21 protein-coding genes and 1 tRNA gene are annotated in these 22031 nt (G+C 33.7%); 4 read left to right on the forward strand and 18 right to left on the reverse strand.

Features of this window, described 5'->3' with window-relative positions:
* Positions 1 to 33: 33 nt before the first annotated feature.
* Positions 34 to 699 (forward strand): IS6 family transposase, encoded by a 666-nt coding sequence (locus SCB73_RS12070; RefSeq protein ID WP_320566482.1) that lies wholly within the window; start codon positions 34 to 36, stop codon positions 697 to 699.
* Between the two features lie 575 nt (positions 700 to 1274).
* Here the strand turns inward: SCB73_RS12070 and SCB73_RS12075 are convergent.
* The 18 genes from SCB73_RS12075 to SCB73_RS12160 form a co-directional block, all read right to left on the reverse strand.
* Positions 1275 to 1359, reverse strand: a tRNA-Ser gene (locus tag SCB73_RS12075).
* A 151-nt stretch (positions 1360 to 1510) separates the two neighbouring features.
* Positions 1511 to 1909: an acyl-CoA thioesterase gene (locus SCB73_RS12080; RefSeq protein ID WP_320566483.1), complete on the reverse strand. Its 399-nt coding sequence runs from the start codon at positions 1907 to 1909 to the stop codon at positions 1511 to 1513.
* A gap of 3 nt (positions 1910 to 1912) precedes the next feature.
* A complete protein-coding gene (gene ribB / locus SCB73_RS12085; RefSeq protein WP_413927817.1) occupies positions 1913 to 3043 on the reverse strand; it encodes a 3,4-dihydroxy-2-butanone-4-phosphate synthase in 1131 nt (376 codons plus the stop codon).
* A gap of 2 nt (positions 3044 to 3045) precedes the next feature.
* Positions 3046 to 4500, reverse strand: a complete 1455-nt coding sequence (locus SCB73_RS12090) for an LptF/LptG family permease (protein WP_320566484.1) — start codon at positions 4498 to 4500, stop codon at positions 3046 to 3048.
* 7 nt (positions 4501 to 4507) lie between these two features.
* Positions 4508 to 5155, reverse strand: a complete 648-nt coding sequence (lolA1, locus tag SCB73_RS12095) for an outer membrane lipoprotein periplasmic chaperone LolA1 (RefSeq protein ID WP_465221498.1) — start codon at positions 5153 to 5155, stop codon at positions 4508 to 4510.
* Positions 5156 to 5207: 52 nt separating this feature from the next.
* The gene (locus tag SCB73_RS12100; RefSeq protein WP_320566486.1) at positions 5208 to 7664 is read right to left on the reverse strand and encodes a DNA translocase FtsK; all 2457 of its coding nucleotides are present in this window, start codon (positions 7662 to 7664) and stop codon (positions 5208 to 5210) included.
* A gap of 15 nt (positions 7665 to 7679) precedes the next feature.
* Entirely contained in the window at positions 7680 to 8054 is a 375-nt protein-coding gene (locus tag SCB73_RS12105) for a diacylglycerol kinase family protein (protein ID WP_111423903.1), read from the reverse strand.
* Between the two features lie 13 nt (positions 8055 to 8067).
* Positions 8068 to 8565, reverse strand: a complete 498-nt coding sequence (gene tpx / locus SCB73_RS12110; RefSeq protein ID WP_320566487.1) for a thiol peroxidase — start codon at positions 8563 to 8565, stop codon at positions 8068 to 8070.
* 379 nt (positions 8566 to 8944) lie between these two features.
* Positions 8945 to 9202 (reverse strand): DUF6952 family protein, encoded by a 258-nt coding sequence (locus tag SCB73_RS12115; RefSeq protein WP_008462029.1) that lies wholly within the window; start codon positions 9200 to 9202, stop codon positions 8945 to 8947.
* Between the two features lie 66 nt (positions 9203 to 9268).
* Positions 9269 to 9577: a thioredoxin family protein gene (locus SCB73_RS12120; protein ID WP_008462030.1), complete on the reverse strand. Its 309-nt coding sequence runs from the start codon at positions 9575 to 9577 to the stop codon at positions 9269 to 9271.
* A gap of 224 nt (positions 9578 to 9801) precedes the next feature.
* Positions 9802 to 10440: a peroxiredoxin gene (locus SCB73_RS12125; protein ID WP_012024184.1), complete on the reverse strand. Its 639-nt coding sequence runs from the start codon at positions 10438 to 10440 to the stop codon at positions 9802 to 9804.
* A gap of 123 nt (positions 10441 to 10563) precedes the next feature.
* Complete coding sequence (locus SCB73_RS12130; protein ID WP_320566488.1) at positions 10564 to 12177, reverse strand: glycoside hydrolase family 3 protein; 1614 nt, start codon at positions 12175 to 12177, stop codon at positions 10564 to 10566.
* Between the two features lie 2 nt (positions 12178 to 12179).
* Positions 12180 to 12629, reverse strand: a complete 450-nt coding sequence (locus SCB73_RS12135; RefSeq protein ID WP_320566489.1) for a GNAT family N-acetyltransferase — start codon at positions 12627 to 12629, stop codon at positions 12180 to 12182.
* Positions 12630 to 12646: 17 nt separating this feature from the next.
* Positions 12647 to 13525 carry an XAC2610-related protein gene (locus SCB73_RS12140; protein ID WP_320566490.1) on the reverse strand — a complete coding sequence of 293 codons (879 nt, stop codon included), beginning with the start codon at positions 13523 to 13525 and terminating at the stop codon, positions 12647 to 12649.
* Positions 13526 to 13555: 30 nt separating this feature from the next.
* Entirely contained in the window at positions 13556 to 13897 is a 342-nt protein-coding gene (locus SCB73_RS12145) for a hypothetical protein (RefSeq protein ID WP_320566491.1), read from the reverse strand.
* A gap of 21 nt (positions 13898 to 13918) precedes the next feature.
* A complete protein-coding gene (locus SCB73_RS12150) occupies positions 13919 to 15190 on the reverse strand; it encodes an MFS transporter (RefSeq protein WP_320566492.1) in 1272 nt (423 codons plus the stop codon).
* On the reverse strand, positions 15177 to 16751 hold the full coding sequence (locus tag SCB73_RS12155; protein WP_320566493.1) for a glycoside hydrolase family 10-like protein: 1575 nt from the start codon (positions 16749 to 16751) through the stop codon (positions 15177 to 15179). Before SCB73_RS12155 ends, SCB73_RS12150 begins: the two co-directional genes overlap by 14 nt.
* Positions 16752 to 16971: 220 nt before the next feature.
* A complete protein-coding gene (locus tag SCB73_RS12160) occupies positions 16972 to 18180 on the reverse strand; it encodes an anhydro-N-acetylmuramic acid kinase (protein WP_320566494.1) in 1209 nt (402 codons plus the stop codon).
* A gap of 154 nt (positions 18181 to 18334) precedes the next feature.
* Here SCB73_RS12160 and SCB73_RS12165 point away from each other — a divergent pair, with 154 nt between their 5' ends.
* The 3 genes from SCB73_RS12165 (at position 18335) to SCB73_RS12175 (ending at position 21924) form a co-directional block, all read left to right on the forward strand.
* The gene (locus tag SCB73_RS12165; RefSeq protein WP_320566495.1) at positions 18335 to 19522 is read left to right on the forward strand and encodes a hypothetical protein; all 1188 of its coding nucleotides are present in this window, start codon (positions 18335 to 18337) and stop codon (positions 19520 to 19522) included.
* Between the two features lie 9 nt (positions 19523 to 19531).
* Positions 19532 to 20959, forward strand: a complete 1428-nt coding sequence (locus SCB73_RS12170; protein ID WP_320566496.1) for a hypothetical protein — start codon at positions 19532 to 19534, stop codon at positions 20957 to 20959.
* A gap of 674 nt (positions 20960 to 21633) precedes the next feature.
* Positions 21634 to 21924 (forward strand): hypothetical protein, encoded by a 291-nt coding sequence (locus SCB73_RS12175; protein WP_320566497.1) that lies wholly within the window; start codon positions 21634 to 21636, stop codon positions 21922 to 21924.
* Positions 21925 to 22031: the final 107 nt, after the last annotated feature.

Raw genomic sequence — 22031 nt, forward strand, 5'->3', positions numbered from 1 at the left:
TTTGCCTTTTTAAATTCTTAAACTCTTAAACTCATGAATACTAAAGGTCATTGCTATCCGAAATCTATTATACTGCAGGCAGTATATTTTAAGCTTAGGTTTACATTAAGCTATCGGGATGTTGAAGAGATCATGAAAATGCGAGGAGTTTCTGTTGATCATGCTACTATTCAGCGCTGGGTTTATAAGTTTACACCTTTGCTTGAGTCAGAGATGAAGAAGAGAAAAGTCAGAGTAGGGGCGAGTTGGAGATTGGATGAAACCTATATCAAAGTAAAAGGTATTTGGTGTTATTTATATCAAGCGGTAGATAAATTAGGCAATACAGTAGACTTTCTTTTGACCAGAAAAAGACAGAGAATGAGTGCTCAGTCATTTCTAATTAAAGCAATTAGTAATAACTACAAGCCAAGAGTAATAAATATTGATAAAAGTGGATCTAATACTGCCGCTATCAAAGTCTATAACAAGCGTTCATTCTCAAAGGTTAAAATTCGGCAGTGTAAATATCTCAACAATATTGTAGAACAGGACCATCGATTTATAAAATGGAGGATACAAAATGGGTTAGGCTTTAAAAGTTTTGAATCGGCAAGACGAACATTGAGCGGAATTGAAGTTGTGCATATGCTGAGAAAGAATCAGATGATTGGACATGGTACAACTATGTTTAAATCATTCTGTAAATTGGCGGGCTAACTTTTAAATTACTTCAATTCTTATATTTGATTCTGGCATATGCGACAGAACCGTTATTTTATATAAACACACCTGACACCAATTTTGATTTTTTTTTAAAGAACTAATAGATTGGTAAAAATAATTGCGAATGGCAATTTATTAAAATTACCAAAAACATAAGATAATTTTAATCTTTTGAGACTTAGTTTTAATTAAACTATTGCAATCGTTTTTTAATTAATTCTTCATCAGCAGAAGAAAAATCTAAAAGTTTCGAACCTAAACTCGCCAGACCTCATTTTTGTTGGATTTCTAGTTTGCAAGATAACCATGTGCCACGATTCTGCCACAAAACTTAGAATGGTGAAATATCTTTAAAAACCGCCTTATCTTTTTGTGGCAAAAAAGGTATCCACTCCATTCCGAGTGTGCCACGAATGTGCCGCAAAGATTTTGTTCGATTATATAAATATTGAAAAGTGGTATAAAAGAAAAAACCCTGCAAATCGTTGGATTTGCAGGGTTTATCGCTCTTTTTAGGCATTTTTGAAAACTTTGTAAAGATTGCTATCCTTTAGTTTTTAAGCCTTCAGCGGAGAAAGAGGGATTCGAACCCCCGGACCTGTTACAGTCAACAGTTTTCAAGACTGCCGCATTCGACCGCTCTGCCATTTCTCCAGTATGTCGCTCTCATTGCCTGATTGCGGGTGCAAATATAAGACGGTTTTTTGGTTATCAAAACTTTTTTTGGAATTATTTTTAAACTTTTTTGAAATAATTTCCAAGTGTCTAATTATCAATATTTCCTAAAATTGGATTTTTGAAAAAATTATTCCAAATGATTTAAAATAGGTACCGATTTTTTGTTTTCGTCAACTGCAACAAATGAAAAAGTTCCTGAAACTACCGTTTCGCGAAGTTCAGAATACATTTGCTCCATAAAAATATCAACGTGAATTTTACAGCTTGTATTTCCAACGCTAATAACTTTTGCTACCAATTCGATCAAAGTTCCGGCCGGAATTGCTTTTTTAAAATCGATTTGACCAGTCGAAATCGTTACCACTTTCTTTCGGCTAAAACGCGTCGCACAAATAAAAGCAACTTCGTCCATTAGGTGAAGCGCTGTTCCTCCAAACAAAGTGTCATAATGATTAGTAGTACTTGGAAAAACAGCCTTAAAAATTCGTGTTTCAGATTTTATGATTCTTTCTTCAATTGTCCCCATAAATTAGTAGTTTACGTACTCTGTGATTTCAAGGCCGTAGCCAATCATCCCAACACGTTTTGTTTGCTGTGTATTTGAAACTAATCTAATTTTTGAAATATCAATATCGTGAAGAATTTGAGCTCCAATTCCGTAGTCTTTGCTGTCAATAATCACTTTTGGGGCTTTTAATGTTCCTTGTGATTGCAATGCTTTAAGTTCAGAAATTCTGTTTAATAAATTAACAGCAGTCATGTCTTGATTAATGAAAATAATAGCGCCTTTGCCATTTTCATTAATAACTTTAAACATATCGTCTAATTGCTGTTCTGCATTGTTTGTCAAAGTACCAAGCAAATCATTATTAACTTGTGAAGAGTGGATTCTAGTTAAGATTGGTTCTCCTAAATTCCAAGTTCCCTTAGTCAACGCAATATGAATTTGCTTGTTGGTTGTCTGTTCGTAAGCTCTTAATCTGAATGTTCCAAAACGAGTTTCAATATCAAAATCCTCTTTTTTAACAATCAAGCTGTCGTGTTGCATTCGATACGCAACCAAATCTTCAATTGAAACTAATTTTAAGTTGAATTTTTTCGCTACTTCAATAAGTTGAGGTAAACGAGACATTGTTCCGTCTTCATTTAAAATTTCGCAGATAACACCGGCAGGCTTGAATCCAGCCAATCTTGCAAAATCAATTGCGGCTTCAGTATGTCCAGTTCTTCTTAAAACACCACCCTGTTTAGCAATCAACGGGAAAATATGTCCGGGACGTGCTAAATCATGAGGTTTTGTATTTGGGTCAACCAAAGATTCAACCGTTTTTGATCTGTCAGCTGCAGAAATTCCTGTTGTAACTCCATGGCCTTTTAAATCGACAGAAACCGTAAAAGCAGTTTCCATATGATCTGTGTTATTAGTTACCATGGCACGTAAATCAAGTTCTTTACAACGACTTTCAGTAAGCGGTGTACAAATTAATCCGCGTCCGTGAGTAGCCATAAAGTTGATCATTTCAGGTGTCACTTTTTCGGCTGCTGCCAAAAAATCACCCTCGTTTTCACGATCTTCATCATCGACTACAATGATTACTTTACCTTGACGAATATCTTCAATAGCTTCTTCAATGGTATTTAGTTGTATTTTTGCTGACATAATTATTGTTTGTTTTGAGCGGGAAAAAATCGCTCAGAAATTTTCTGAAATGCTTGAGAAATTGGCGTTGTGATTGCATCAAAATTTATTAATCCGTTGTCGTTTGTTGCGCGATAGGTCAATAAAATTGCCAAAGGTGATAATATGAAAGATGACATCCATGATCCCATAAAAGGAGTCATGCCGCCTTCTTGTGAAAGTCTTTTTCCGAAAGTATTGATAAAGTGGAAAGTGATAAAAATCAAAACCGCAAATACGATAGGCAACCCCAATCCTCCTTTACGAATGATTGCGCCAAGAGGAGCTCCAATAAAAAACATTAAAAAGCATGCAAAAGCAATGACAAATTTCTCATACAATGCAGTTAAATGTTTATTTATCTCACGTTGCTTGTCTTTTAAATCTTTTTGAGTTGCTTCGATTGAATAGATATTACTGGATACATTGCTGTTGGCCATTTTTAAGATATCTACCTTTTGTTTCGTGTTGTATAATGACAAAAGATCATTAGGCATTTGCTTTTTCTTGATAGTGGTTTTTGTCGGGATTGGAATTTTTTTTATTCCCACTCGTTGATTGATATTTTCTGAAAAAGAAATTATTTCATTATCAAGATTTTTGCTCAAAGAATCCAAAGTATAACGCAATTCGCTGACATTCAGCATTCCGTTTGTGCTGTTTACACTTTCTTTATCGTCGTCAACTTTATTTAGTTCAGACAAATCGATATTGATGATTTGCTTTTTAAAAGAGGCTTTTACAAATGGTATTTTGGCGCGATCTTCGTATTTTTTTGGCGTAACGTCTTGGTAATAATAACCGTCATTCAAAACCAGTTTTAAAATGCTAGATTTTTCATTACTGATTAATTTACCATGTTTGGCTTTTATGACAGTTTTGTTTTCACCAATATTGTTATTCTTTTCGTGAATTGTAACTCCTGTTAAGATGTTTCCGTTTTCGCCTGATTTTTTATTTACTTTGATATTATAAAACCCGACATCATTGAATTGTCCTTCGGCAATTGCCATAGCAGGTTTGGCTTGAGCAATGTTTTTTCGGAAATTAACGAATTTATATTCTGCATACGGAATTACATTATTAGCAAACCAAAAAGCGACTATACTTAAAACAAAGATGAATGCAATTAAAATACGCATCGCTCTTTGTAGTGAGATTCCAGAAGATTTCATCGCGGCAAACTCATAGTTCTCGGCTAAATTTCCGAAAGTCATAATCGAAGCCAGCAAAACCGATAGGGGTAAAACTAACGGAATAATCCTTGGCATTGAGAACAAAAGGAATTTTACAATCAAAATTAAATCCAAGTCTTTACCAGCAAGTTCTGAGATAAAAAGCCAGACTGTTTGAAGTATGAATATAAAAAAAAGGATTACGAATACCGTAGTAAACGTAATCAGAAATGTTTTTAGTAAGTATTTGTCTAAAATTTTCAACCCGTAATTAATCTAATTTGTTGATGTAGTATTTTGGATATTTGCTCGCTACAAAGGTAAATTGATTTTTTGATAAAGGCTGATTGGTTTTAAAAGAATTAACGGTTAAAGTTGTTTTTGTTCCGTTTTTTCCAGTTTCAATCAAGTTATAAATGTGTTTTGTTTGGACGTCAATACCTAAAAGAATTTCTTTTCTTTGGTCTTTTCCAGACGTAGGAACTAATTTAATGTACTGGATTTTTCTTCCTTTTACATTTTGAACAATATCCATATTGTACTTGTATCCAGAATTAAAGAACGTAAGCATTTTTGAAGGCGTAATAGCATTATCATCCTTTTCGTTTACTTTGGAAACAGTAACTTCTTCGTCCTCAGGATTAATAGTGTATGTTTTTTGTCCATCGAATATTTTAGTAACACCCATGAAATTCAAAACATATTGATTTCCTTTCATTGTTACATTTCCTTTACTGTCTTGGTTAATGTTTTCTTTGGCATTATTCAAAGAATATTTAAAGTCAATAACAATATTGTCGTAACTTTTTATTTTCGTTGTTACTTCGTTCAATAAATCTTTGGCTTTTTTATCCTGAGCCTGAATAGAAGTGAAGCTCAAAAGCAATATTGCTGCAAGTTGAAAACACTTTTTAGTCATGCTAGTGATAGAATTGTTTCTGATTTCCTGAATTTTCGTTTTCATGATGGGGTTAATTTTGTTCATTATTAAAAAATTGATCAAGAGCACTTAAGTCTAGAATGTTCACGCTTCGCGCTTTACTGCCTTCAAAAGGCCCAACAATTCCAGCAGCTTCCAATTGATCGATCAATCGTCCGGCTCTGTTGTAACCCAATTTTAATTTTCTTTGCAGTAATGAGGCAGAACCTTGCTGTGCATTGACAATAATCTCTGCAGCTTCTCTAAACAAGGAGTCTCTTTCGGAAATATCTATATCAAGATTGATGCCAGTTTCTTCTCCAATAAATTCTGGAAGCAGATATGCCGTGGCATACGCTTTTTGTCCACCAATAAAATCCGTAATTTTTTCGACCTCGGGGGTATCAATAAATGCGCATTGAACACGAACAACATCATTTCCATTTGTGTATAATAAATCGCCTCGTCCAATTAATTGATCTGCACCTTGAGTGTCCAAAATAGTTCTTGAGTCAATTTTTGAAGTTACTCTAAAGGCAATTCTGGCAGGGAAATTGGCTTTAATTAAACCTGTAATTACGTTCACAGAAGGTCTTTGAGTAGCAATAATCAAGTGGATACCAATTGCACGCGCAAGTTGAGCCAAACGCGCAATAGGGATTTCGACTTCTTTTCCTGCTGTCATAATTAAATCGGCAAACTCATCGACAACCAAAACGATGTAAGGTAAAAATCTATGGCCCGCTTCTGGATTTAATTTTCTTGATCTGAATTTTTCGTTGTATTCTTTAATATTACGAACCATCGCATCTTTTAATAAAGAATAACGGTTGTCCATTTCAGTACAAAGCGAATTTAAAGTATTTACAACTTTTGCGTTATCTGTAATAATAGCATCTTCCGTGTCAGGAAGTTTGGCTAAATAGTGTCTTTCAATTTTGTTGAAAAGAGTAAGCTCCACTTTTTTCGGGTCAACCAAAACAAATTTTACTTCCGCTGGATGTTTCTTGTATAAAAGTGAAGTCAAAACTGCATTCAATCCAACCGATTTTCCTTGTCCGGTAGCACCCGCCATCAATAAGTGAGGCATTTTGGCTAAATCGACAACAAAAGTTTCGTTTGAAATTGTTTTTCCTAAAGCGATTGGAAGTTCCATTTCGGCTTCTTGGAATTTCGCTGCTCCAATAACGCTTTTCATCGAAACCATAGTTGGATTTTTGTTTGGAACCTCGATACCAATTGTTCCTTTCCCAGGAATTGGCGCAATAATACGAATTCCTAAAGCCGAAAGTGACAAGGCAATATCATCTTCTAAACTCTTAATTTTAGAAATTCTGATTCCGGCTTCCGGTACAATTTCATATAAAGTTACCGACGGACCAACGGTCGCTTTAATTTGAGCGATTTCAATTTTGTAGTTACGAAGTGTATCTACAATCTTGTTTTTATTTTCTTCTAGTTCTTCTTGATTGATCGTAATTCCTCCTGTCGAATATTCTTTTAATAAATCGATCGTTGGGAATTTATAATTGGAAAGATCCAAAGTTGGATCAAATAATCCAAAATCAGCAACTAGACGAGAAGCCAGATTTTCTTCAATAATATCTTCTTCCTCCGCTTTTTCGATAACAAATGCTTCGTCATGCGTTGGGATAACTTGCGGAGTTGGAGGCGCAACAGGTTTTAAAACTGGACTTAGATCAATTTCAGATGAATGCGAAATGGTTGGTTTTAAAGCTTCTTTATTGATTTCGAATTGAGAATCAACTGTTTTTAGATGAATATGGTCTAATTCAGAATCTTCTTCCTCAATTGCAAATTCTTCTAAATTATAAGCGCTTTCAGGTTGTTGCGGTTGTTGTGGCTGAATTGGTTTTATCGATTCTAATTCGGAATTGAATTCCTTTTTGGTCGAATCAAAATACGATTGAATTTTTTCAGGTGATACTTTTATTTTGAAAATCAAATAAACAATCAATCCGAAAAGCAAGGTCAGTAAAGTACCTGTTTTTCCGATATAATCCTGAAGGAAAAGATTTAGTTCATAGCCAATAGTTCCTCCTAATTCTGGTGCCGACGTCGCGAAAAAACCAAAAAGAATAGAAACGACAATCAAGGCAAATAAATCCCAAAACCAAGTGTTTTTTAGCTTTTTGGTCGAAAGCTCCAATGCTAAAAATAATCCGGTTAAGAAAAATAGACGTACAAAAATGAAAGAGGCGATTCCGAAACCTCGATAAACAATAAGATCAGCAAGATAAGCTCCGAATTTTCCGAGCCAGTTTTGAACCATTTCGTCGCGATTTCCAAGACTGTCAACTGCGCTTTGGTCTGTTTGCCATTGTCCGTTAACGTAAAATGAAATAAACGCTACCAATAATGCGATTGAAAAAAGTATCAAAAGGCATCCCAAAACAAACTTTTGTTGTTTGGATAGTTTCCAAGACCTTATGCTTTCACCTTTTGATTCGGTTTTTTTGTCTGCAGTTTCTTTTTTTGTTTTTGCCATTCTTGCGTTCCTTGCCTATATGAATTTTGGGATATAAATAATTAAGCCAATCGCTATTGCTGTCATTGCGGCAAAAAATACCGCTCCGGCAGCAATATCTTTAATAAATCCGATTCGTCTGCTATAATCCGGATGAATAAAATCAGCAATTTTTTCAACTGCTGTATTTAATCCTTCAATAGCTAAAACTAAACCAATGGCTAAGGTTTGACATAGCCATTCGGTTTGTGAAATATGAAAATAGAACCCAGCGATAGTCATGATAATTCCCAGAGAGAATTGAACCATAATGCTGTGTTCTGTCTTAATCAATTTTACAGCTCCGTTGAAAGCATAAGTCATGCTTTTTAACCGACCTGTAACAAATGTATTATCTTTTTGAAACTCCATTTATAGGAAAATATTATAGTGCTGCTAGAGCGGCTTCGTAATTTGGTTCGTTTGCAATTTCTGCTACTTGTTCTGTGTGAAGAACTTTTCCGTCAGCATCAACCACAATAATTGCTCTTGAGTGTAAACCTGCTAATGGTCCGTCAACAATCTCTAATCCGTTTGCTTTACCAAAAGCACCAGTTTGAAAATCTGATAAGTTTACAACATTTTCTAAACCTTCAGCGCCACAGAAACGTTTTTGAGCGAAAGGCAAATCTCTAGAAATACATAAAACAGTAGTGTTTTCTAATCCGCTTGCACTTGCATTGAATTTTCTAACAGATGTTGCGCAAGTTCCGGTATCGACACTTGGGAAGATGTTTAAAACTAATTTTTTACCAGCGAAAGTGCTTAATGAAGCAACTGATAAATCGTTTTGTACTAATTTGAAGTCAGCTAGTTGCGATCCAACCGCTGGCAATTCGCCTGATGTATGAACTGGATTTCCTCCTAATGTGATAGATGCCATGATTTTTGTTTAAAATTAATGAGGCTCAAAAGTAAGGATTAATATTTGAATCTAAAAGTATTTGTTAAGGGTTTAAGGAGAGATTAAGGATGGTCTTTGGATAGTCCCTGATTCCCGAATTTGTCGAATTATTTTAGATTTATTATGCTTGTCAGGCTGAGCGGAGTCGAAGCCCGAGTACGTATTTGCGCAATATAAATAGTTAATCTTTGTAGAATTACTTTGCGTGGGCTTCGACTCCGCTCAGCCTGACAAAGATGGCGTCAACAGAGAGATTGAAAACTGCCACTGAGACTATGAACTAAAAAAAAGCGTCCCTAAATTAGAAACGCTTTCTCAGTCATGTTTTTTTATTTTTTATTTGAAAAAGAGGCTCGATTTATTTATCGATTGAACCCAAAACACGTTTCATAAACGTATTTAGAGCTTCTTTTTTGTCGGTTCCCTGAGCAACTAATTTTTGTACTTCAAGGGCGCCGTACATATTTGAAATCAATTCACCGATTACGTCTAATTCTTCGTCTTTAAGAGAAGGAATTTCCGTCATCGCTTCTAGAACTTCGATCGTTTCAATGATATAATCCTGATCGTTTTCTTCGATGAATTGCGTTAAATGCTTAATTACTGGTAATTTCATAATTTTTTGTTTAAGCGTTAAATCGTTTTTTTGTTTAATCGATTAAACGAATAAACAAATAACCAATTAAACAATAGCGTTTACTAAGTCAATTAATACTTCTTGTTTGTTAGTTTGCGTTTCGCCAACTAATTGTCCGTTTACGAAAGTTGCAAATGTTGGCAAGTTGCTCACATTAGCTAATTTTCTTGACTCAGGAGAATTTTCTGCATCAACCAAAACAAAAGTGATAGCTTCATTTTCTGTTGCTAATTTTTTGAATTTTGGTTTCATAATACGGCAATTTCCACACCATGAAGCTGAATATTGTACTACTACTTTTTCGTTTTTAGCAACTAAATCTGCTAACGTATCTTCGTTTAAGTCGATTAACATAAGTTTTATTTTTAAGACACTAAGTTGCTAAGGTTCTAAGATGCTAAGTTTGCTCTTGAACCTAAAAACTTTGTGTGGATTTATTTGATAGATTTTTAAGTCGTTGAGATTCTAAGATTTAAGTTTGATCTTAGAATCTCTTGACTTTTATTGTAGATTGTATTTAAGATTCATAAGTTAAGTTAAAAAAACTTAGCAACTTAGAACCTTAGTATCTTAGCGGCTTAATTAGCGCTTAAGTATTCAGCTGTACTGATTCTATCAGCAGACATTGCTTCTTTACCAGCTTCCCAGTTTGCTGGACAAACTTCACCTTTAGTTTGAATGTGAGTGTAAGCGTCAACCATTCTTAAGTATTCGTTTACGTTACGTCCTAATGGCATATCGTTTACGCTTTCGTGGAAGATTTTTCCAGTTTCGTCAATAAGGTAAGTAGCTCTGTAAGTTACGTTTGAACCTTCGATGATAACTGAATCTGTATCTTCGCTGTAGCTTGTAGATTCGATATCAAGAATACCTAATATGTTAGCTAAATTACGGTTTGTATCAGCTAAGATTGGGTAAGTAACACCTTCGATTCCACCATTGTTTTTTGGAGTATTTAACCAAGCAAAGTGAACCTCGTTTGTGTCGCAAGAAGCACCAATTACGATAGTATTTCTTTTTTCGAATTCTGGTAATGCAGCTTGAAAGGCGTGTAATTCAGTTGGACATACAAAAGTAAAATCTTTTGGGTACCAAAATAAAAGTACTTTTTTATTGTTGTTTACTGCTTCTTCAAAAATGTTGATTTTTAAATTGTCACCCATTTCTGAGATAGCATCTACTGCAATACTTGGGAATTTTTTTCCTACTAAAGACATAATATTCGTTTTACGTTAAAAATTTATTTGGTGCAAAAGTAGGGCATAAGTAGAGCTACATACAATAAGATGTGATTATAAAAATTTATAAGTTGATAAATTTTGACTATTTAAGGTTTTAACTTATTGGATATCAATATTTACTGGAAGAATTCCGTTTGAAGAAATTTTATCTAAAAATTGAATTCCTGCAGTTTTCTGAAATTCCTCAAAATCCTGATACGCCTGAATTAATCCTGAAGCCTTTTTAAGATTCGGAATTATTGGTAAAACGTATGGATTTCCGAAAACATAAACAATACATTTTTTGGATTGAAGTAAATCAGAAAGTAAGTCTAAAACTTCATTGTCAATTTCGAAATTGTTCATTGGCTTTGCCTTTGGAACAAATAATGAAATGATAATAGTTTCAAAATTTTCTAATTCTTTTTTGACGGATGAAATATTCGAAACATCTAAGTTTTCAAAAGCAAATTCCGGAGAAGTCAATTTTGAATTTAAAGTTTTAAAGAAAGGGTTTTCGGTATTTTTATATAAACTCAGTTTAGCAAGTTTGTTGTTTTTTTGCGCTTCAAAAGCCAATTCTGCACTCGAATTATCAATGATTTTAGTAATTGAATTTTGAGCAACTTCCAGATTTAATTCTGATGTTTTTTTGAAATCTAATTCGCCCGAAGCAGAAGTGTTTCCAGAAAGAATCCCCGCTTTTTCTTTCGCTTTCATGATTCGGTTAAAGCTTTCTTCGATGCGTTCTGGTGATGCATTTTTTAGAATTTCTTTAATTCCCTCTGGAACATTTTCAGCGAAGCACAAAACATCGTTCCCAGCGTTGAAAGCTTCCCATTCTAAATGCCCCTTGGTTTCATAAAGTTTAGAAACGCTGTGCATGTTTAAAGCATCAGAAATCACTAAACCGTCGTAACCTAATTTATCTCGTAAAAGATCTTGAATTACCGCTTTTGATAATGTTGCCGAAGTATCTTTTCCGTTATTTAGACTCGGAACAGCCAAATGCCCAATCATAATTGAATCGACATTATTTTCGATTCCTTTAATGAATGGATATAATTCGTTTTCCAATAATTCTTCTAAAGTTTCTTTTAAAACAGGCAATCCTAAATGCGAATCGACATTGGTATTTCCGTGTCCAGGAAAGTGTTTCAAACATCCTAAAACACCAACTTCCGACATTCCTTTTAAATATTCGACAGCAAAATCGGCTACTTTTTCTTTGTTTTCACCAAATGAACGATACCCAATAACTGGATTATTAGGATTATTGTTGATATCCGCCAAAGGCGATAAATTATACTGAATTCCGGCTGCTTTTAAATCCAATCCGATTTGTTTTCCAACTTCATAAACCAAACTTGATTTATTTTCTGGCAAAGCACCAAGTGTGATTGCGTACGGATATTGCGGTGTTTTTTCAATTCGCATTGCCAATCCCCATTCTGCATCAATACTGATTAAAAGTGGAGTAGAAGCGGCTTTTTGATAACGAACAATTAAAGCTTTGATTTTTTCGTAACTGTCGTCATTAAAAACAACTTTTTTCTTGCTTTCATAATTGGTTGCAGCGCTCGCACGGCTGTGAAAAAAGGTCAGTCCGCCAATATTGTGTTCTTTAATAAGGCGCTCCGTTTCTTGAATGTTTTCCTCGGTATCGTTGATGAATACTGCTGGAAAGAAAAATTGCCCTATTTTTTGTCGTAATGCTTCTGCTGTAATTTTCATTATTATAAAGTCTTTTTCATGCAAACACTATTATCCATTTTTTCGTAAGGCGGATAATTGGGAATTATGGTATAATTTAATTTTTGATATAAGTTAATGGCTTCCGGCTGGTTTTTTCCGGTTTCCAAAATAGTATAGGTATAACCAACTTCTTTGGCCCAGATTTCTAATTCGGCTAAAACTTTAGAAGCAATTCCTATATTGCGAAAATCAGGATGAACGTACATTCGTTTGATTTCGGTCTTGTCGCTTTCTTTTTCGCGAAAAGCGCCACAACCAACAGGAATGTCATTTTCGTAATAAACAATCGCATGTTTAATTTTATCAGTTTTATTAAACTGATTATAAAAAGCGTGATCGACTCCGTCTCTAATCGCTAAATCTTTGTCCAATAAAGCAACGAGATTTATAAAGTCGATATCGTCTGAATTGGTTCGTTTTAGGTTAATCATATCTTGACTTTTTTTGTTTAAGGAACATTTCCTGTAAACCAATCAAAACCTTCAATTTTTTTATATTCAACAGGTATTGAATTTAGTTTTTTTATGTGTCTTTTATTTTTGCTGTAAGCATTCTTTTTTGAAATAATTATTTTTCCAGTTTTTTTGCCATCTTTATCAATGTCGTAATAAACATATTCTAAAGTATCAACAGCTTCTCCTTTCCATTTATATTTATACATTTCAGTTTCGCCAGGATGTCCATATGTAACTCCTCTAATCATTTTCTCTTCCGGAGAGAAAGTCGGATTAATAAATTCAAAATCTTTTGAGAATTCCTTTCGATCGTTTCTCAGCAAGTAAACATTGCTAAATGCTTTTAAACAACATCCAGAAGAGCCATACCAATTAACAACAAAATCTTTCAATCCATCTCCATTAATGTCTCTAATTGTGTCATTTACATAGGTCATTGTCCACTCTTTATGAGAAAGAACTTTTTTGAATTTGTTACCTTCTTTTGAATATATATCAATATACACATTACCAGGACTTAACCTTCGAATAATAAGATGAGGACTGTTTTTTGTAAAAAAGTCATCTATATTTAATTCGACTTGAATATCATTTTCGTTGTCAAGCCTAACGTTGTATTTCTTTTCAAGCTTTTTTTGATTAACTTCCTTAATAACAATTTTCAAAGCGTCAGATAAAACACCATCTAATTTTATGCTGTCTATTTTTTCCTGTTTTTCAATTTCAGCTCTTTTCTCTAAACGTTCTTTTTCTCTTTGCTCATAAGTTTTTACAACAGGCTGTTTTTTATTCAACGGTTTCTTTTCGTTAGTTTGTCCACAAGATAGCAGTAACATCATAATAAATTTTGTTATGTAAATCTTTGTTTTCATTCTTTTGCTAAAGATTTTTAAATTGTTGTTTTATTTCAATTTAGCTTTCTTTTGCTTCGCCAATTGTTTTTTTGTTTCAATAGCTTTTTCCAATCGGTTTTTGAAACGGAAAAGTTTTGGAAGTCCTTCCAATCTGTCTACAAGAGTAATTTCTTCGTAAACCAAAATGGCTTTTTCTAAAACTCTGATTTCGTTTTCAAGATCAAGCTGGTTTTTGTAAATCGTAGCTAATCGATCGTAAGGATGATTTCCTTTAAAGGCTTCCTTGACATTTTCCTCATACAATTCAATAGCTTTTTCAAGATTTCCGGTTTTTTCGAACTCAGCTCCTTTTAAGTTGCGTTCGGCCTGCAAGTTTTCATTAATTTCCATAGGTAAAAGTTTGATTTGGGGTTAAACTTCTTCTGATTTCTTCCCAAAATCTTTTGGGAAAATTAAAAAACGTGATAAAATAAGACCTGGAATTGTTGCTATAAGAACCCAAATAAAGAAGTTGCCATAGCCTAAATACTTCCAAATATAACCGCTCAACATTCCTGGAAGCATCATTCCTAATGCCATAAATCCGGTTGCAAGTGCATAATGTGCTGTTTTTGATTCTCCTTCAGCAACGTGAATTAGGTACATCATGAAAGCTGTAAAACCAAAACCGTAACCAAATTGTTCTAAAATAACAACGATATAAATGTAATAAATTGATGTTGGGTGAAAAAATGCCAATAAAATAAATCCAATAATAGGTAAATGCATAGCTAAAAACATTGGAAACATCCATTTAGTAAGACCATGTTTTGAAATAGCAATTCCACCCAAAATTCCGCCGATTGTCAAAGCAGCAACTCCAAAAGTCCCATAAATGATTCCAACAGCTTCTGTATCTAATCCCATTCCTCCTAATTCTTTTCCATCCAATAAAAATGGAGTCAACATTTTGAGCAATTGTGATTCCCCTAATCTAAATAATAAAATAAAAGACAGGATCAATCCGATTTGTTTCTTCTTGAAGAAGCTGATAAATATTGTTCCGAAGTTTTGATGAGCAGTTTCTTTATTGCTTTCTACAGCATTGATTTCATTTTTTGGCGTAAAAATAAAATTGTAAGTAGAAATAAATGTCATCAATAAACCAACACAAATCATTGTATAAGACCAGGCTTTTGTATTGTCGCCATATTTATGTTCCAAATATCCAGCAAAAAGTACCACCAAGCCGTTTCCTGCAAGCATCGAAAGTCTGTAGAAAGTACTTCTGATTCCGATAAAAAAAGATTGTTTATCTTCTGGCAAAACCAATAAATAGAAACCGTCAGTTGCAATATCATTTGAAGCTGAAGCAAAAGCAGCAACCCAGAATATGGCTAACGACATCATGAAAAAACCGTTTGTAGGAATTGTTAATCCTACCAATAAAAAGGCAATCGAAATGATTAATTGCATCCACAAAAACCATTTTCTTTTAGTTCCAATTAATTCGATAAGCGGACTCCAAAGCGGTTTTACTACCCAAGGAAGATATAATAAACTGGTGTAAACTCCGATGTCTTCATTTGAAATTCCGAGATTTTTGTACATAATTACCGAAACCGAAATAATTATGGCATACGGCAGTCCAGATGCGAAATTAAGAAGCGGAATCCAGAACCAAGGTTTGTTATCTGTTTTCATTAGGTTGATTTGGTGTATAGTTTTTAAATGGCTTTTTTAAGTCAATAGCAGTTGGTGTGCTTTCGTTAGCGTAATAATCAATAAAACTTACGGCGCAGGCTTTGAAAAGGTTCAGTTTTCCGCCAGCAATTGAAAAAGTGATTTTTCCGTCAACTTCTTTTACGGTAACTTTTTCAACAATTTTTGTAGCGTCGTTAATGTCGATTTTAGAAATGTTATCGCCACCGTAAACCACCATATAACGCACTTTGGTATTCAGCGGACTTTTTATTGTAAACGTATATTTTATGCTGTCTTTTGCATATTCAAGAACTTGTGGCGTATCAATAATAACATGTTTCAAATTTGGAACCGGAGCAGGAAGCGCCGGATATTTGTATTGATTTTCTTCCAGATGACGAGCTACATCTAAGTTTTTATCCATAAACCATTTAGAGCTGAAATAAGCACTTCCGGAAACGTTTTTAAAGGTTCTTAGAAAATCAATTTGCGTTGGGATTTCTGTAATGAAATTCCAGCTTTTATCGCCGTCGCCTCTAATTTTATAAGTCGCATGACCAATATAAATCGCAGTATTTGGATTAGCGTTTTCTGACCACCATTTTACTAGTTTTGAATAAGATGCTCTCGTATTGTTCATGCTCCAATACAATTGAGGCAAGATGTAATCGATCCATTTTTGATCCATCCAAAGCATCGGATCAGCATATAAATCGTCGTAATTTGATGTTGATTGTGTTTCAGAACCTCTAGGATCTTGCGTTTTATTTCGCCAAACCCCAAACGGACTAATTCCGAATTGTACCCAAGGTTTGCTGGCTTTTATGGTTGTAGATATTGTGTGAACAAAGTTGCTCACATTCGCACGGCGCCAATCAGAAAGACTTAAACCTGCACCGTATTTTTTGTATGAAGCCGTGTCGTTAAAGACTTTTCCGGGAACAGCATAAGGATAAAAATAATCATCAAAGTGAATCGCATCAATATCATATTTATCAACTACTTCTTTTACGACTTTAGTCAAATGTTCTTGAACTTCAGGCAAAGCTGGATTGTAGTAGTATTTTCCGCCATATTCGATCATCCATTCCGGATGTTTGAAAAGATCGTGTCCAGGGCTTAAAAGATTTTTATTCAAATCGAAAGTCGCGCGATACGGATTCAGCCAAGCGTGAAATTCAAAGCCGCGGTTATGCGCCTGCTCAATCATCCATGCCAATGCATCATAATAAGGATTTGGAGCCAAACCTTCTTTTCCTGTCAAGAATCGCGACCAAGGGGCAAATTCAGAAGGATAAATAGCGTCGCCAACACTTCGAACCTGAACGATTACAGCGTTATAATTCAGTTTCTTATACGTTTCTAAAATCTCAAGATAATCGGCTTTTTCTTTTTCAACGTTGTCTGTGCTTGTTTTTGGCCAGTCAATATTCACAACAGTTGCAATCCACACACCTCTGAATTCGTTTTTAGGATGCATTGAATTTTCCTGTGAAGCGGATTTCCATCCAAAGAAAAATAAAAATATGATAGAGTATAGTAAGTGCTGATTTTTATGCATTTCAATCTTTTATTAACAAAAACCAAAAATAGTTTCTTTTGCCACGAATTACACGAATTTTCACTAATTATTTTTTAAAGGAATAATTAAAAACAAAAAAAAGTGCAATTTGCGCAAGTAATGTTGTTTTTTTAGCCACGAATTACACTAATTTTCACAATTTTTTTTATACAGTCCGAAAAAATTAGTGAAAATTAGTGTAATTCGTGGCAAACTTAATTTAATCAGGAAAAGAAATCTTTCCCATTGTTATCGATGGAATTCCTTTTTTTGAACCAAAATTATAATTTCCTCCAGCAATCGTTTCATTCGCCAAAACAGCAAACAAAACCGCTTCTTTTGCATCGCTCGAAATTCCGAGAACGTCGCTTTTTTCAAATTTAAAAGGCAATAATTCCTGTAACCAACTTACCAACAACGGATTTCGTGCGCCACCGCCGGACATATAAACGGTAAACTCTTCGATTGGAGTTTTAGTGTTTTCTACTACAAACAGAACCGCTTCGGCAATTGTCTCGGCACTAAGGCGCGTTAAAGTGGCCAGCAAATCTGGTGCCGAAATGTTTTCTAATCCTAATTTTACCAAAGCCGAGTTCACAAATTCGTGGTTGAATAATTCCTGGCCAATGGTTTTAGGAAAGCTTTGTTTGAAAAAAGCGTCACTTTTTAATTCGATTAAAAGTTCTTGGTTTACAACGCCACTTTTAGCGATTTCGGCATCTTTGTCGAAGCTTTTTTCAGGGAAAAACTGTTTGGTGAAAATATCGATTAAAGTATTTGCCGTTCCGGTATCGGTTACAAAAACTTCCTCGGCGTTTTGAGAAGCGGGTAAATAAGTAAAATTTGCAATGCCACCCATGTTGAGCATGATTCGGTTTTCGCCTTTTTTGCTGCACAACAAATAATCGCCATAAACGGCCAAAGGCGCACCTTCGCCACCGCCTGCAACGTGTTTTTGTCTGAAATCAGATAAAGTGATAATTCCGGTTTTTACCGCAATATGATCACCATCTCCAATTTGCAAAGTCGCATTTGGAAATTTTTCCTGCTGATGCAAAAACTTTGGCGCATGCAAAACCGTTTGTCCGTGCGAAGCAATCAAATCGACTTCGCTTGCGGGAATATTCCATTTTGAAAGACAATCGTTGATCATCCCTGCGTGTAAATCGGCAATCCATTCGTTTAATAAAACCAAATGCTGAAAATCGATTGTCTTTTTAGCAAACACCTTTCTGATTTCTGTTTTAATATCTTCGCTATAATCGATAGTTTCAAAGTGTTCGATTTTAACAGCCGTATTTTCGCCTTCGCCAGAAACTTCACAAAGCGCCAAGTCAAGTCCGTCTAGTGAAGTTCCTGACATTAAGCCTATTATTTTTCGCGTTTCTTTTTGAGCTATTTTGTAGAGGGCGGTTATGTTTTTATTCATTTTGATGGAATGCTTTCTTTGATAATGCTAAAATGAGATTATTTTGGATATAAATCCAAAGATAAAGAATAAAAGTTTTTAAGTTGAAATACGGAAAACCGTAATTTATATTGGTATAATTTTATTTTTTTTACAAAAAAAATGAAACTAACCTATGAAAAAAAATTACCTACTACTGCTTTTTTTAATTTCTTTGTCGGGCCTAAACGCACAAAGTATTTCAACGGAATCTGTTGAGTATCTACTTTTAAAGGAACCTAAAATTATAATTGATGCAAATTCCCGTCAGTATTCTGTAACAGTTACTTCGCCTTATAATTTGACAAGTGATCAGGTTTATGCGCAATCCAAAGTCGATTTTCAGAATGAATTAGACAATTTTGACAAAAAAGTTGCTGCAAGTGAAAATGAATTCAAACAAAAATTAGCAGATTATGATGCCGACGTTGCAAAAGCAAACGCAAAATACAAATCAGAATCTGAGGAGTTTAAAAAACTAACGTTGCTAGAACGTCTAACGCTTCAGGACAAAGGGCAAAATCCAAAACTTGTCCTTCCAAACAGACCTATTTATGTTGCTCCTTCTAAACCAGTTTACCGCGAACCAAATTTGCAGGATTATGTTATTATAGATAATAATGTTTTAGCGTCTCAAATAAACATTGACGGATTTACTAAAGACGGAAATTATCTGACTATTAATTTAGATATAAAGGCCGTAAATTTTCAGGACAATTCAGGTCAGACTTACGCCAACCAGCCAACTACTTTGATTGTTAAGCAAAACGGACAGGAGAAAATCAATAAAACATTCTTTCAGGAGTATAAATACATCAGTTCATCTCCTACTAATAATATTAATAAACCTCGTGAAGAACAGCAACATCTGAAAAAAGTAATTGCTTTTATTAACGATTATCTGGGTGAGAATTTTGCTTTTAAAAATGTAAAATACAGTGTCAAGCTTCAGAGCGTTAAAAACAAGGGGCAATATGATGATTTAGAAAAAGCAGGTATTTATGTTACAACAAATTTGAAAAAAATGAATCCTGCAAATCCGCAAATCAATGCAGCAGCATTAACAGGAATGCAAAAAGGAATTGATATCTGGAAAGAAACGCTTACTAAAGTTAATTTTAAAGATACAAAAGCAGACTTTAATGCTAAAATCGCAAAGTTTGTTTATTTCAATTTGATGAATCTGAACTTAGCTTTAGATAAAAAAGCAGATGCTGAAAAAGTGCTTAATGAAATGCAGGAAAATCTGATTTACATGGATCTAAATTCAAGAGAAGAATCAGAGTTAAAAGCAATCGAAAAGCAAATTTATAAAACTACTTAATAGCAAAACATGAAATCAAAAATAACAAGCTTTCTTTTTTTATTAGTTAGCTTAACAGCAGTTAGTCAGACACAAAAAGAAATTGGGACCAAATTTGACTACGATGAGAGAGAAAAAGATTTAAAAGTTGTTTTGGTTGACAACTATAATCATTATATGTCTTCGGCAATTAATGTCGATGCATCAATGCAGTCTGTCAACAAAATTATTATTAGAAAATTTGATCAAAAAAACCAATTGGTAGAAACGTTTACTGAAGAATTTCCATATAAAGATGTTTTTACATTGCATAATTATCTAGGAAGTTTTGAATTGCAAAATGAAAAATTGGTAGTTTTGGTTGAATGCTATTCTAATAAAACGAAGAAGATAGAAGTTTTTCAGGTTACATTTGATAAAAAAACAGGTTTATTTGATAAAAAGGTAATCGCAGAATATACATTTGAAAGTCTTTCAAAATCTGGGGCAACTTATGCAATGGTTTCGCAAAACAAAAACTATATAGGAGTTGTTCACAGTAAATTTGCTAATAAGAAAATTGCAGAAGAAAACCAATGTGTTTTAATTGACGGTAAAACTGGAGATTTGCTTTGGAAGAAAGATGTTCCGTTTCCTTTATTATCATTTACTGAAAGTATTGTTTTAAGCGATACTGGAAAATTTGTCTTTGTAAGAACAACTCAAGAAACTGGTTCTCAAAATGTGTTGGCTATTGCAGACGGAAATACCGTAGAAAATAAAGATTTTGGAAAAGAAGATATTAAGATTAAAAAACCGCTTGTTTTTTCAGTTGGTACAAATGAGTATTTGATTGCGTTTGACAATTATGCTCATGGAATAAATCGTGGAGAATTTGGTAAAGTTCTTTTTTATGATTTAACTGCTGGAGTGGTTTTGAAAAATAATATAGCTGGAAGTTTAAGCGATATAAAAGATGTATCCAAAGTTAATTTTAATACTTTGTCTATTCAAAATGACGAAATTTATTTATTTGTAGATGCAGATTTTAAAAGCGGAACAAAACCAGATCCAACTTTTCCAAACTCTACTTTCAAAGTGGCAGAATATTCAAATGGCTACCCAAGTTTGCTAATATTCGACCTGAAAGGAAATTTAACAAAAACAGAAGATTTTAATGTAATGCCATTTAAAGAACCTTCTAAATCACTAAGTGTATTAAATGTTAAAGGAAATTATTTCTTGAATACTTATTGGAGAATTAATAACTCAAATGGTTTCTATGGAGGAATTTACAGGCTTAATAATGGAGCTGTTGATCGCAATGGTAAAATGTGTAGTTTTAATGAGCCAAATGAAGAAGGAATTGTAATGGCAAAATTTTCAAATTATTTGCCAGATGCTAAAAGGTTAATTATAGCAAAATCTTATGGCGCTAATAAAATGGCTTTTATGAATGTTTTGAATATTCAATTGTAAAAGAGTCTGATACTATAATTTCTAATGAAAAAAGGTGCTTATAATTTAAGCGCCTTTTTTTTGTACAACTAGACAAGACTCTATAGCGCAGATTGCAACTCCGCGTTAACGTCATGATATTGTTGTTGTAAATCAAATAAATTCAAATTATATTTGATTTAATTATGATAGAAAAAATCCTAACAAAAACATGAAGTCAACATTTGCCTACATTTTCCATTTTTTATATTGGGTTTGGTTTATCTATTTTTTCTTTTATACTACTCAAGAAATAATAACATTGAAACACATTGTAGTAGGAGAGGGCATAATTTTTATGGTAGTATCGACTTTTGTATTATTTTTTGTGGGGTTGTTTCTGTATGTATTTACACTTTCTTTAGAAATTTCAAATGGAATAAATAAACGTTTACAATCTTTTTCTCTGGTGGTTTGTGTAGTTTTAGTCGTTCTATTTTTTCTTGCTTTTAGAGGAAATAGCTCACTGCGCGCATGATATTCAGGATATTTCAAAATCTTGTTATACCCGCTAATTTTTTTTAACTTTGATTAAATGAATTACTCAAAATAGAAAATCGCACACTCATGTTGTCCGTTAGACTTATTCGGGAAATTGCCCATAACGGATTTTCAAACAGAAGGCAAAAATGTTAGAGTTCATATATCATTAAGACATGAGTTACGAAAAAATCAAAGAAGAATTTATTAAAAGTGCGGAAGCGTATATAAACGCAAAGCGCCAGCCATTTGAAAAATTATCAGGAATGGAACTAGTAGATGCAAAATCTCATTATCTGGATGATTTTCAAGAATACATTATGCACCTGAACTTTACATTAAATGCATTGCTTGAAGAGCATTCGATATCTTTTCAAACCCTTGAAGAGGCAAATGCTTTTCAAGCTTATATAAAACCGACTTTTGGTAATCTTTCTAAAAAGTTTACAGAAGGACTTATGGATTAAATTCCAAAAAAGAAAAACCCAAATTCCAATTTCAAAACAATCCCAAAGAAAACCTTTGAACCTTTGTCACTATGTCACTTTGAACCTTAAAAAAATAACTATTTTTG

This window comes from Flavobacterium sp. KACC 22761, from assembly GCF_034058155.1.
Lineage (GTDB): Bacteria > Bacteroidota > Bacteroidia > Flavobacteriales > Flavobacteriaceae > Flavobacterium.

What these genes read in the sequence shown, in the direction of transcription:
- SCB73_RS12070 (WP_320566482.1), top strand. Translation starts at nt 34, where the DNA reads ATGAATACTAAAGGTCATTGCTATCCGAAATCTATTATACTGCAGGCA.
- SCB73_RS12080 (WP_320566483.1), bottom strand. Translation starts at nt 1,909, where the DNA reads ATGGGGACAATTGAAGAAAGAATCATAAAATCTGAAACACGAATTTTT.
- ribB (WP_413927817.1), bottom strand. Translation starts at nt 3,043, where the DNA reads ATGTCAGCAAAAATACAACTAAATACCATTGAAGAAGCTATTGAAGAT.
- lolA1 (WP_465221498.1), bottom strand. Translation starts at nt 5,155, where the DNA reads ATGACTAAAAAGTGTTTTCAACTTGCAGCAATATTGCTTTTGAGCTTC.
- SCB73_RS12100 (WP_320566486.1), bottom strand. Translation starts at nt 7,664, where the DNA reads ATGGCAAAAACAAAAAAAGAAACTGCAGACAAAAAAACCGAATCAAAA.
- SCB73_RS12105 (WP_111423903.1), bottom strand. Translation starts at nt 8,054, where the DNA reads ATGGAGTTTCAAAAAGATAATACATTTGTTACAGGTCGGTTAAAAAGC.
- tpx (WP_320566487.1), bottom strand. Translation starts at nt 8,565, where the DNA reads ATGGCATCTATCACATTAGGAGGAAATCCAGTTCATACATCAGGCGAA.
- SCB73_RS12115 (WP_008462029.1), bottom strand. Translation starts at nt 9,202, where the DNA reads ATGAAATTACCAGTAATTAAGCATTTAACGCAATTCATCGAAGAAAAC.
- SCB73_RS12120 (WP_008462030.1), bottom strand. Translation starts at nt 9,577, where the DNA reads ATGTTAATCGACTTAAACGAAGATACGTTAGCAGATTTAGTTGCTAAA.
- SCB73_RS12125 (WP_012024184.1), bottom strand. Translation starts at nt 10,440, where the DNA reads ATGTCTTTAGTAGGAAAAAAATTCCCAAGTATTGCAGTAGATGCTATC.
- SCB73_RS12130 (WP_320566488.1), bottom strand. Translation starts at nt 12,177, where the DNA reads ATGAAAATTACAGCAGAAGCATTACGACAAAAAATAGGGCAATTTTTC.
- SCB73_RS12135 (WP_320566489.1), bottom strand. Translation starts at nt 12,629, where the DNA reads ATGATTAACCTAAAACGAACCAATTCAGACGATATCGACTTTATAAAT.
- SCB73_RS12140 (WP_320566490.1), bottom strand. Translation starts at nt 13,525, where the DNA reads ATGAAAACAAAGATTTACATAACAAAATTTATTATGATGTTACTGCTA.
- SCB73_RS12145 (WP_320566491.1), bottom strand. Translation starts at nt 13,897, where the DNA reads ATGGAAATTAATGAAAACTTGCAGGCCGAACGCAACTTAAAAGGAGCT.
- SCB73_RS12150 (WP_320566492.1), bottom strand. Translation starts at nt 15,190, where the DNA reads ATGAAAACAGATAACAAACCTTGGTTCTGGATTCCGCTTCTTAATTTC.
- SCB73_RS12155 (WP_320566493.1), bottom strand. Translation starts at nt 16,751, where the DNA reads ATGCATAAAAATCAGCACTTACTATACTCTATCATATTTTTATTTTTC.
- SCB73_RS12160 (WP_320566494.1), bottom strand. Translation starts at nt 18,180, where the DNA reads ATGAATAAAAACATAACCGCCCTCTACAAAATAGCTCAAAAAGAAACG.
- SCB73_RS12165 (WP_320566495.1), top strand. Translation starts at nt 18,335, where the DNA reads ATGAAAAAAAATTACCTACTACTGCTTTTTTTAATTTCTTTGTCGGGC.
- SCB73_RS12170 (WP_320566496.1), top strand. Translation starts at nt 19,532, where the DNA reads ATGAAATCAAAAATAACAAGCTTTCTTTTTTTATTAGTTAGCTTAACA.
- SCB73_RS12175 (WP_320566497.1), top strand. Translation starts at nt 21,634, where the DNA reads ATGAGTTACGAAAAAATCAAAGAAGAATTTATTAAAAGTGCGGAAGCG.